The following is a 12,632-nucleotide window of genomic DNA, read 5'->3' as shown; positions in this document are numbered from 1 at the left end:
AAAATCATTCGTTTCATAATATATATCCATGTCATTTAGGATTTTGTTTCATGATGATCTCATACAGTTCAACATCACCTTCAAAAACATTCGTTTTTCGTGCACAACAACCGTTGTCTATGGGCATGATCTATATTGCGATGCTCACATGGCTGCTATGTGCGCCAACCGCTTCGGGTGCTGTCGCCGCTTTTGAATCCTTTACATACAAGACTAATCATCTGAATGGCCAAGGCGAGATTGAACGTGATGGCTGGGCGGGGAAATGGAATGGCAAAGGGTTTACTGTCCGCAATGGTAAGTTGCACGGACAAGGGCACGTACGACGAAAATTGATCTCAACACTTGAATTTGGACTCGACAGTGAGTGGTATTTCCGTTTGGATTTTCAGCGCGACGGCTTATCAAGCACCTCCTCCGATTACTGTGCTCTCATGCTCACCAATCGTGACAGTAAGATTGATTGTACTCCCTTCATCATGGGCATCACCAGCGCAGAAAAGTTTTATGCCGGTGCTGGCGTGAGCAAAAAGCAAGTAACAGTATTTGGTAAACCCAAAGAGGGTCAATCCTATACCATGATTGCCCGACTCAAAACGCGCAACAAGGAAAAAGATGAACTAGAAGTTTGGGTATTTCCTTCAGACCAACCGTTACCTGATGCACCACCCTCTAAACCAGCGACCCATCTTAGCTCAGACTATAGTGGCCGCACCAGTATGCTTGAACTTCGTACTGGCAATGCGAAGGGCTATAACGCCACCATTAACCAATTAATCATCGGTGACACATGGCAAGATGTGATACAAACCAATCCTAAATCGTTTATGTTTGAGCAAATATTCAAGCGATTCAAACCACTTATGATTTCGGAATATGGCACGCACATGCTACCTGCACGCTGGAGTAATATTTGCCTCGTAAAGTGGGATCAAGAGGACTGGCAAATCCTAAGCAATGACAATCAGGACTGGACCCCTGCCCGACAAGTCCTTTACTCGCAAGTCGATGATCAGGTACGTGCGCAGTCACACCCGAAAACAAATATACAAACACCGTTGTTTGATAGCGGGCGCACGGTTGATCTTGATTTACCGCAGGAGCAGCTCCAGATAATCCCACGTCCGGGCGGTGGACATGACATGATCGCCTTAAATTCAATGACATATTTGCCGCTAGATAAAAAACCATATAAAGCAGCTGACATTATGGCGGCAAGCTATAAAACAACGCCACTGACGTTTCCCAACAGCGGCGCGTTCAAGTATGTTGCCGATGCAGATGGCGACGGAGTAGTGGATTTACTGGTTGGCAAACGCAAGGAAAACCGCTGGAACTACTGGCGTGAAACGGGCTGGCCTTGGCAACGACCAAGACAACAGTTGCTCGGACCGGACCGTGATGCGGCGGTGAATGAAAATGTGCGTGGCTATGATGTCGCGGGCAATTGGCTCGGCAGCAAGGTAACGCAGGAACTTATGTGGGCTAAAGGAAAGCGCGTCAATGGCAAACTACGTTTTGGCGAGTTGAAGCCGGTGTATGCTGGACGGGACGATTTTCCGGCACTATGGCGGAATTACAGTTGGCGTTTATCACCTGGCTTGATTGAACTTAATGGACAGCGATATATCGTGATGTTGTCAGCGATAGATCAGGTGTTAGCAGCTCCCATACTGACATCAGATGATGGCGAGTTGCGAATCGGTAAGGCGGAGCCTTTGCTTGCGCCAAACGCAAAGAAACACTCATTGACTCTTGATATTATCTTCGGCATCGTTGATTTTGACAATGATGGCGTAGATGAAATCATCGTTGGTGGTGGCGGTAGCGGCATGGTTACCGCGCTGAAAGGTGATGTAGTTGGCGCGTTTCAAGCACACGTAATCCATATGGTCGGTGGCATGATGGCTGGCGGCACAATGACGATCCCGACCTACGGCGACTGGAATAACGATGGTCACAACGACATCATTATCGGTGATGGACAAGGGCTATTTACACTATATCCAGGCACAAACGATCCATTGGTGTTTGAGGGTGGTCGCTTATTGCGCGACTCAGAAGATCGTGTAGTCAAGCATTATGGCACACGCAACATTCAAGGTCCCAACGAGGTTGGTTGGGGCTACACGCAACCGATGATGTTTGACTGGGATCAAGACGGACAGCAGGACATGATCACAAACGATAATAATGCAACCTATCAATTGTTTAAGCGTATCTCCCCAAGTAATCCTGCCCAAGTTGATAACACCCAACGTTTCACGCATAACAATATCAAGCTACCGGTTGCGTGGCGGTCGCGCCCTGCCGTCATACCGGGTAAGTATCAACTAGCAGATGACCCGCGTCCTATACTGCTCTACCTTGACATTGATCAACTTATGACGTTCGGTATCCCATCTGAAACAGGCAGTACTGAAATTACAACCATAATCCATCCTACGTATGTCGATGGAGAAAAAATTCAACTCGCATGGTGGGGCGGCCTATCAGGTCGTGTCACATTTAATGTCGAGGATTGGGACGAAGATGGCAAATGGGATGTCGTATTTGATGCGCAGCCAGAAAATTCTACGGCCTTCTATCATAAACCAAAATGGCTACGTAATTGGCGGTACATCAACACACATTCCCCGTTCTGGCTTAAGAATGTCGGCACCAATGCAGAACCTATTTTTGAGCGTGCCCGTGCGATTCGGCATGTGGATAACACTGTCATTCGCGCTGAAGGACACGGCTGTAACATCAGCACTGCAGATCTGAACGGCGATGGAAAACAGCTTGATCTGATCATCGGAGATGGCCCGGGATTTCTTTACTATCTCATGCATAACGATCTTTATTGGAAAGAACAGCCTTCAACAAAATAAGCTTGCATATCGGCAGCTGAATTCTTCACCAAGACCAAGCATATATTGCATGAACGTTTAAGAACGCTTTATATTTTACTTGTAACGCTAACGTCGGCAGAGCAAGTTCGAGGAATCTATGAAATGAGAAAGGTATTGCACTATGATGAAATTACTGTCAACAGGCGCCATGCTGTCGTCGGTTATACTGATCAGCACACAGACAAACGCTGGTATCATTGCACAAGATAGTTTTAGTGTCAATGATTACACTGCTGGTAATATTAAAAACCAGAATCCCGCAACCCCCGGTTTTAGCGGCGACTGGGACACAACCACTTCAGGCTACCATTCCCAAAATTCGACGAGTTATACCGCTGCGATCCCCAATATAGCAGGCTATATTCACTTTCCTGGCGGTTCGTCGCCGGCAGATCGACAAGCAACACGTTCACTTACAAGTTATGTTGGATCCGGCACTTACTATTTCAGCTTTGTCTCAATTCGCCGCGGCTGGGGCACCGAAGACACATATGCCAACGGCACAAAGAAGGAAGTTTCAATAGGCTTTTCAAATACCGGCAACACTGAGCAAGTTGGCATCGGATATGCCTTCCGCAATGACGATAGCAGCACCGTGCACCCGAGTCTGGTCATTAAAGCTGGTGGGCAGAACGTGCTTGCAAGTATCGGCGAATCAAATTTCAATGATGTTCTAACCACGGTTATGAAACTTGAACTTGATGTGAGCGGCTCGCAAGACCGCCTTAGTTGGTATGTTGCTAATGGTGTCGCTGATTTCTCGACCGAGGCAAATGCCAATCTAAATGCCACTACAAAAGGCACACTGGAAACAGACATTTTATCAAGCGCAACATCATTATCACAATTGCTGCTGCGCAGCCCAGATCGCTCAGGCCAAGTGAACTGGGATGAAGCTGCGTTCACAACCACATGGGCTGAAGCTGTCGGTGAACCGGTTCCAGAGCCCGCTTCATTTGCGATGCTTGGCCTTGGAGCTTTGCTTGGCATACGTCGCGGCAAGCAAAAAATTGCATAAGGCCACCATCTTGAAGACCATTATGTAACACATAACGCCTATATGTTGCTTGGCATGTGATGTGTCAGGCAACTTTTCTATACACGATCAATTTGAATCGCCACGAACATAGATTCTACAGGAGCACATGTAGTGCTAAGCTTCGATCAATTCATCCACTTCTCACATCGCATGACTACCATTGCCAATACTGGAGATGGCTTTAAACTTTCAATGATTGATGGGGGTGTGATTGTGTTGTACTTGCTGCTCATGGCAGCAATGGGATTGTATTTCTCAAAAAAAAATACCGATACTGAACAGTACTTTGTCGGTGGTAGATCATTCGGTGGCTGGATCATCGGCTTATCATTGGTTGGTACATCAATCAGTTCCGTCACATTCCTGTCCTTCCCTGCTGATGCTTATAAAACTGCATGGCTACGCTACATCCCTTCGCTGATGATGCCTATTGCAGTGGTGATAGCGATTTTCTTTTTCCTACCGTTCTTTCGCCGGGCAAATATTACCTCAGCCTATGAGTATCTCGAAGATCGATTCGGGCCATCGATCCGATCATACGGCGCATTTGCCTTTGTCGTCGGCCAACTCTTCCGTGTATCAATCATCCTATACCTTGTAAGTTTGCTCATTACAGAAATAACGGGGCTTCCGCCGTGGGCTTGTATCTTGATTGGTGGCCTCTTCGTAGCCTTCTACACCATTATCGGCGGCATCGATGCGGTCATTTGGACCGATGTCATCCAAACCATCGTACTCGTCGCTGGCGGATTGATCTGCATTGCCATTATTCTCACACACATTGATGGCGGCCTTGGTGAAGTACTTTCTGTAGCATGGCAAGACAACAAATTCGCCATGGCGGATCTTGAAAACGGAAAATTGGTAAGAAAAAATTGGGGATTCGCGCTGAACGACAAAACCGTGTTCATGATGTTACTCGTCGGACTATTCGGTTGGCTCACTGGATATGCAGGCGACCAGAATATTGTCCAACGATACTGTGCATCTAAAAGTGAGAAAGAAGCTCGCAAAGCAATGATCGTTTGCGTCTGCTCATCATTACCAATCTGGGCATTCTTTATGTTTCTTGGAACAGCTCTCTATGTATTCTTTAAAAAGAACGGTGACGAGTATGCCGCCCAAGTACTCACAGGCGCGAATAACCTTAAAGCAGAAAGCATCCTGCCTTATTTTATGATGAATTATTTGCCAACGGGTATTTCAGGTATTGTGATCGCCGCAGCCATGGCGGCAGCCATGTCGTCACTTGATTCATCGATCAACGCTATCTCAACTGTGGTGGTAACTGATTTCTATAAGCGTTATTTCGCCAAAGGTCAGCCAGACAAGCACTATCTTCATGTGGCATGGATCATCGCCTGCGCGGCTGGCACCCTTATGATTGGTGGCGCGATTGCGCTCGCCAGTGTGGAATCTAAAACTCTCCAAGACACCGCAACAATTATTGGATCACTACTTGGAGCAGGATTGTTTGGCCTTTTTGCTATCGGATTTTTCACCCGATTGGGGGATGCGCGTGCCATCTGGATCGGCATTCTATTCACCGTCATTTTCACAGGCTGGACAATCATCGCTAAGTACCCACCGGAGCATCTGGCAGATAAGCACAAGCTTATCCAGCTGATTTATGCCGTTCCGTTTGATCTTTATTACACCGGCATGATCGGCAACGCGATCATGTTTTTCGCCGGTGTCCTGGCTGGATCAATACTGAGTACCAAGAAGAACCTCACAAATCTGACCGTATGGGATCTGAAATCATCGCCTCAGATTGATACAGATACCGAAGTTCAGCCAGAGATTGCCGGTAAACATCACTAAATTTACATTATAGCTTGGCTCAACTCTCACTTAATCCGAATACTTTACCCAGTTTAACACCTCAAGTGCGCCTACACGTTTCCAACACGCCTCCTTTTAGACTCTGAACACCATTATTGCTTATATGACTTTATTGACTAATATTTGTTGCGCAAACAGGATTTATACAGTCATTTTGACGATTCAGAAGCTAGGTCGTAAAGACTCTGGCCCGCACCGGGTCATATTGCTTGACCCAAGAGGCCCGGGAGGAGACTGAATCATGTGTGGTTTTGTTGGTATCACATGGCGCAACCAAGAATTGATTGCGAACATGTCCTCACTATTACAACACCGCGGCCCTGACGATGTTGGTTCATATGTAGATAATCACATTTCGCTCGGACACCGCCGTCTATCTGTCATCGATCTCCGTGCTCATGGCCGCCAACCTATGTCCAGTATCGATGACGACATCGTTGTTGCTTACAATGGCGAAATCTACAATTTTCGAGAATTGCGAGAAAAGCTCACCGCACTCGGTCACCAATTTCAAACAAGCACCGACACCGAGGTAATCATCCATAGCTATCGTGAATACGGACCCGACTTGCTCACGCATCTCAACGGCATGTTTGCCTTCTGTATCTACGACCGCCGAGATCAATCCTTTTTCATCGCACGCGACCGTATCGGCATCAAACCGCTGTACTATTCTATTTTACAGTTAGACGGGCAAACACATCTTGCATTTGCCTCTGAAATGAAAGCGTTACTTGCATGCGATCAAATTTCCCGTGACATCAATCCGCAATCGCTGTATCAATACATTGGGTACGAGTTCACCTCAGCGCCTAATACAATCTTCAAACACATTCAAAAGCTCCCGCCAGCATGCTATATGACATTCAAAACGGGAGAGCAACCAAAAATCACGACGTACTGGGACATGCAAATGTCTCCAATAAATCTACCACTTCCAGAGTACGAAACACGACTTAGAGAATCACTTGAAGCATCTGTTAAACGTCGTCTCGTCAGTGATGTACCTGTGGGCGTTTTTCTGTCCGGGGGCCTGGACTCCTCCACACTTGTCTCAATGATGCATCGCTGCAATAAGGGCGAAAAAATACAAACATTTTCGTTATTCTATGAGGATCAATCGTTCAGCGAGTTGGAGTATGCACGACATGTGGCAAAACAATTCGGCACTGATCACCACGAAATCAAGATTGATCCGCTCTCACCTGAAACCATCGAGCGTACCGTTTGGCATCTTGATGAACCTATGACCGATCTCTCTGCAGTCCCGTTCTTTTTGTTATGTGAAAAGGTGCGACAGTATATCACCGTCTGTCTTTCTGGCGAAGGATGCGATGAACTGCTTTGTGGCTACGACCGTTTCAAAGCAAGCAAGATGCATCAGTACTTCCGCTTGATCCCATCCTTCCTGCGCAAACAGTTTTTGTCGCCCATTATTGACCGCCTGCCGGACCAGCCACAGAAGAAAGGCGCGATCAATATGCTCAAACGATTCATCGAGGGAGGGAATCTCCCCGAAGCTGGTGAACATATGCGATGGCAGTATTTCTCTAACCCTAGGTTAGATCGCCAACTCTACCAACAACAATTCCTGAATGATGTTGATCGCAATCCATTTATGCCGATCGAAAGAATGCTTAATGGCCACCAGTTTCCCGATCGCATCGCTCGTGAAATCTATCTCGACACCCGCTATACCATGACTTCATCGCTCCTCCGCAAAGTCGATAAAATGTCGATGGCTCACGGGCTCGAAGTACGCGTCCCATTCCTCGACCACACCTTTGTAGAAGAATGCTCACGGATCCCCAGCAAATACAAACTCAAAGGCTTCACCACCAAAGCCATCTTCCGCTCCGCGATGGCGGGCATCCTCCCAGATCGCATACGTACTCGTGGCAAGCAGGGCTATTCACTGCCAATCAAGAACTGGCTCCGTGGTCCACTCAAAGATTACATGATCGAAACGCTCAGCTCATCTGAAATCATCAATACCTACTTCAACACCGACTACATCAACACGTTGATTCGAGAACACCTCGATCTCAAAGCAAACCACAACCACATCCTTTGGGCTTTGATCAACCTCGCAGTCTGGCATAAACAACTCGATTTCGCAGGCCGACCATTCAATCAACCTTCTCTGATAACACCAAATATACCCACAAAAGCGGCTACTGCAGTCAATATGGCCTAGCCTAACCCACTATCACCGAAGTATTTCCACATCCCCTGCCCCACAGCGTTGCCCTTGCCGCCGCCAGAAAATTCGGTAAGATATTCGCTCTCCCACATGGAGATGCCACCCTAGCTCAATTGGCAGAGCAGCGGTTTTGTAAACCGCAGGTTGCAGGTTCGATTCCTGTGGGTGGCTTTTTTCATATCTGCATTTTCTGCATCAACTTACAGTTGAAAACAACGCGACCGCCTTTCCGCGGCAAGCGTGGAAAACCCCGTTTACGCTTGCGTTACGCTTGCCGACGCTTGCCCCCAACGGTACTCGCTTGCCGATCTCGGAAGCGTTTGGTTTGCGTGCTGCTATACAGCGAGTTGGCGTGTTCGTGGACACCCCTACCCCAGAAATGGCACTCAGTGAACGAGGTGCGACGCTGTGCGCATTGCCCGATTCAGGGCGGACGTGGGTCGGCTAGAGGCTCGATGGGCTACTGTGTGACACCTCGTGCCAGCAAATGGAGATGCACCAAAACGTCTAACCAATGAATAGGCTCTTTGGGATTCCGGAAACGAAGGACAAAAAAAGCCGCGATGCGATTATGCAAAGCGGCTATGTGCTTCAATTCTTGATCGGGGCTGCAAGCCGTTATCAGGCTGAGCGCTTCTCAGAAGTTCTTTTAGAAGTACGACGACCTTCGCGAAGGAACAAGGCAAGACTGCCTAGTCCAAGCAATGCGAGCGAAGCTGGCTCAGGAATGGCTGTGGTGTACAGTGCGATGTCATTACCGTCGCCAGCTTGGTAGGTAATGAACAGGTCGATACCGCCTAAGGTGCTGACCAAGGCGCCTTCGGTCAGGCCTCCAAACTCACCGAAACGGATACCTTTAATGTCGACGATGTCGAACTGCTGATCGAAGTCGAGAGTGAATCCGTCAATAAGCGAGACATCGAGTGAGCCAGGATAAAGCCACGCATTGCCGAGAACAGATAAGACATCGTATTCGGCGCCTGTAATCAAACCGCCGAGTTCGACTTCAAAGGTTGAACCTGATTCCAGAATAACATTCTTGACTGTAAGCTCACCGGCTGATGCACCGGGAGTGAGCTTCGCACCATCGCCAATAAACAGGTCACCGCTGATTGCCCCATTGCCGCCGAGTGCGCTACCTCCATACATAACATTGACTGCACCGGTACCGGTTGCCGAACCACTCGTATTATTGACAAGCAGCGTGCCTCCCGTGACAACAGTTCCACCGCTGTAAGTATTAGCACCGGTTATTTCAAAGGTACCGCTGCCCGCTTTTGTGAGCCGTCCATCTCCTTCAGCTGCATCTTCGATCAGTCCACCAAACGTCGAGCTACCATTGTTAACACCAACAGCTAATGCGGTGAGGCCGGAAATACTGATCGTCGGCATTTCACCATCGAAGCTGGTCAGTTGATCCGTCCAGAATGAACCACCATTATCAACGGTGATACTACTTGTTGATGACATAAAGTTGGTCGCACCTGCAATCGCAACGACGGCGTTATCCGTGACAGTTAGTATGCCCGTACCACCGCGATTGTTGGTGCTGAAACCACCCAGATCTAATGTATTACCGGAAAGTCGGCTGTCAGTACCTTCTACCAAGACATCTGCAGAAACTGCATCTGTCGCAGCAAAGATAATACGGTCTGCCGAAGCCGTGCCTCCGCTTTGCACCGTCATACTACTACCATGAGAAAAACCAACCAGTAATATCTCCTCCAAATCCAGTGCCGCGCCATCTTCAACTGTGATGTTGCCTAAGACACCGTTGTCACCGCTACCTTCTAATCGCCATCCAGACAGTGATGTATCTTCACCGGTGATGGTAAGCTGACTGGAAACATATCCCTGAGTATTGGCCTGCAACCGAACGTCTGCACCATTCTGAATGGTAATATCACCATCTCTTGCGACCAGTGCTCTTTTGGTAGTATTTAACGATTGGGTGCTGGTGAGATCGATACGTGCCCCATCAATCACGACGCTGCCATCTTCGGAGAAGAGTGAACCAAAGTTTGAAGGGGTTGCATCGGTGCCACCTGTGAGGGTGAAAGTACCGGTGCCTGTTTTTCTCAACCTTCCGGGTTCAGCGCCGCCTGCATCTAATATAAAGCCACTGTATGTGGAACTCCCATTATTCGTCCCAACAGTCAGCGCGTCATTGCCAGAGATAGAGATGGTTGGCGTCGTGCCATTCAGGTTCGAAAGTTCGTCGGTTTCAAACACCCCGCCATTAATGGTGAGTTTGCTGGAAGATGTAAAGAATCGAGTTAGGCCTACGACCTGAATATCAGCCCCGTTATCAACCGTCAGCACACCCGTACCGCCCAAGGAGCTTGACGTTTGCCCCCCCAAGAACAGATCGCTGGTCAACGACAACTGTGTGCCGGAACCAGTTACCAAGGCGTTTGCATATCCACCATCAAGGATCGAAAGCATCATACGGTTTGCGGTGACTGTTGCACCATCTCGCACAATGATTTCGCCATGACCCAGCGACCCGGTGACCAAGGTTTCAGCAAGATCCAGTGAAGCCCCATCCTGTACGATCAGATGACCGACACTGGAGTCCGCATCTCCCACATAGAAAGATGCATCGCCAGTGAATGAAGTGTTGTCGCCGGTGATGGTGATGGTGTTTCGGTCAACGACGGTTGCACTGACTTGAACATTCGCGCCGTTCTGAATGGTGATACTGCCACCGTCAGCTAATAGTCCAGCCGTCGCCGAGCCTTCTCTGGTGGTGTTGATGTGAGCCCCATCAAGAATAAGGTCACCGCCGTCAGACGCAAGATAACCAACACTTGAAGGAGCAACATTGGTACCGCCAGTGAAAGTTAACGTGCCATTACCGTCGTAGATGAGGAGTGTGTCACTATCACCGGTAATCGTGCCGGAGTATGTGGCACTGCTACCGTTATTCATACCAAGATGTAAGTTGCTTGCCATCGCGATGTCATTGGCAATCTCCACGCCATCAGCGAATTCGATGGTTGGGCTACTATCTGTGCCTGCGACCCCAATGATCCCGGTACCTGCGGCATTGTCGCTGCCAAGAATGAGTTTTCCATCAATGATGGATGTACCACCTGAGTAAGTATTGTCGCCCAAAAGCGATAGCGTGCCCGCTCCAAACTTTCTCAAACTGGAATTGCCAGCGACCTCACCCTTGACCTGAAGTAGCGGATTACCGATGGTCCAGTCACCATTATTGCCTAGGATCATGGTATTTCGGATGGTGTGGGTTGCTGTTCCGGTGGTCGTGATGTCGCCGGTCGTGAGCGTCAACTTGTCTGTATTGACTGAGCCGAGCAGGGTGTAATCGTGAATACCTTCGAAAAGAATTGATTTTACCGTACGATTGCCGTCGAGTTCGACGTCAGTGATTCCTGAGGGGTTGCCGGGACTATTATCAACGAAGACAATCTTGTCATTGTCATCGGGTACGCCATTTGGGGACCAGTTGCCAGATGTGCCCCAGAACTCGTTAACATCACCTTCCCAAGTGAAGGTAGCTGCCGATGCAGAGATTCCGGAAAGATGAATTGTACCAAAGGTGATAAGTGCGAGCGTTACGGGAAGCGCGAAGGCCGATTGAACAGGCAACTTCATCTATCTATTCTCCTCTCAACTCATATCAATAAATGGTCAGACCTAGTAGTTTAACGCATATCGGACTCTCATATTGCATGGCAATTTTATTAGAAATAGATATTGCAAACCTGCGATTCTATACGCCGCAGTTTTAACACCACGTTTTAGAATCAAAGGCCAGAGGCTCGGTTACACACTCATTTGTATTCCAACGATACTTCTTTCAGACTCAGATCACAGCATGTTGTTTATTGAAAATATCGCATGTATAAACACCCTGCTGCGGCGGTCAGGTTTGAACCAGTACTGTCGTTGTCAAAAAGCACGTAGACGTTGTGCCCCTTGAAAGATCCGACCCACTCGTTCTTGAAGATCGCCGCACCCGGTACGCCTACGACGATGGCGTTCTTAAACTCAGCCACTTTTCGAACGGTCGACTCCATTGCCAACTTGTCCCACTCACCTTCGCAGACGAAGACCACAGAGGGCTTCTTACGCTTTGCCAGTTTCTCGCCGCCGAACAGCACAAGCTCTTGGCCTGCGCTACCGCGCATTTCGCCTGTGCGACTGTTCCATCGCCGAAGGTCGTTTAGTTTGCCCTTCACGTCGTACGTCGGAAACAGCCAGTCGTCACCGGCTTTCACGAGGAGATTCCGCCTCAGTGTGTCTGCCGGGATGCCGCGTTGCTTCGAGAGATTGTCATAGCCGCGATTGGTCGTCTCCTCCAGACGCAACTCGTGTAGTTGTTCAAGGAACTGCTCGACGTAGCCTTTGCGTGGTTCACCATCGTCGTCCTGACAGACCTTGCAGTCCCAGCCGCCGTTCTCCGGGTTGACGTAGAAGTGGTTGGACTTGCCGCAGAAGAGGCAGTTGCCTTGGAGCTGGCCGCCAGTGGCTCCCGACAGTTCGATTTCGCCAAGGGTTTCGTAAAGGTTTTGTAATGGTGTTTTAGTTAACATAGCCGTCCTGGCCTTTCTGCACTGGATGGTTTTGAATTTTGTCGAGTGCCCGCTTTTGCTTTGCTGACCCCAGTGCGAGACAGCAAAGCGAA

General features: G+C 48.7%; 6 protein-coding genes and 1 tRNA gene. 5 read left to right on the top strand and 2 right to left on the bottom strand.

Annotation, left to right across the window (positions count from 1 at the left end; genetic code table 11):
• Positions 1-50 precede the first annotated feature (50 nt).
• The 5 genes from ACQ6WK_RS05935 to ACQ6WK_RS05915 all read left to right on the top strand — a co-directional run bounded on the left by ACQ6WK_RS05935 (position 51) and on the right by ACQ6WK_RS05915 (position 8,152).
• Positions 51-2,873: an FG-GAP repeat domain-containing protein gene (locus tag ACQ6WK_RS05935; protein ID WP_432799827.1), complete on the top strand. Its 2,823-nt coding sequence runs from the start codon at positions 51-53 to the stop codon at positions 2,871-2,873.
• A gap of 142 nt (positions 2,874-3,015) precedes the next feature.
• The gene (locus tag ACQ6WK_RS05930; RefSeq protein ID WP_432799826.1) at positions 3,016-3,912 is read left to right on the top strand and encodes a PEP-CTERM sorting domain-containing protein; all 897 of its coding nucleotides are present in this window, start codon (positions 3,016-3,018) and stop codon (positions 3,910-3,912) included.
• Between the two features lie 132 nt (positions 3,913-4,044).
• Complete coding sequence (locus ACQ6WK_RS05925) at positions 4,045-5,757, top strand: sodium:solute symporter (RefSeq protein ID WP_432799825.1); 1,713 nt, start codon at positions 4,045-4,047, stop codon at positions 5,755-5,757.
• 262 nt (positions 5,758-6,019) lie between these two features.
• The gene (gene asnB, locus ACQ6WK_RS05920) at positions 6,020-7,975 is read left to right on the top strand and encodes an asparagine synthase (glutamine-hydrolyzing) (RefSeq protein WP_432799824.1); all 1,956 of its coding nucleotides are present in this window, start codon (positions 6,020-6,022) and stop codon (positions 7,973-7,975) included.
• 104 nt (positions 7,976-8,079) lie between these two features.
• A tRNA-Thr gene (locus ACQ6WK_RS05915) sits at positions 8,080-8,152 on the top strand.
• A 450-nt stretch (positions 8,153-8,602) separates the two neighbouring features.
• On the opposite strand, the gene ACQ6WK_RS05910 is transcribed toward ACQ6WK_RS05915, so the two are convergent.
• Positions 8,603-11,599, bottom strand: coding sequence for a beta strand repeat-containing protein (locus ACQ6WK_RS05910; RefSeq protein WP_432799823.1), 2,997 nt, complete (start codon positions 11,597-11,599; stop codon positions 8,603-8,605).
• Between the two features lie 230 nt (positions 11,600-11,829).
• Positions 11,830-12,540 carry a toprim domain-containing protein gene (locus tag ACQ6WK_RS05905; protein ID WP_432799822.1) on the bottom strand — a complete coding sequence of 237 codons (711 nt, stop codon included), beginning with the start codon at positions 12,538-12,540 and terminating at the stop codon, positions 11,830-11,832.
• Positions 12,541-12,632: the final 92 nt, after the last annotated feature.

It is taken from the genome of Poriferisphaera sp. WC338 (assembly GCF_050931845.1).
Classification (GTDB): domain Bacteria; phylum Planctomycetota; class Phycisphaerae; order Phycisphaerales; family Phycisphaeraceae; genus Poriferisphaera.
The sequence above is the reverse complement of the archived record's forward strand: the minus strand, read 5'-3'. Positions and strand labels throughout refer to the sequence as shown.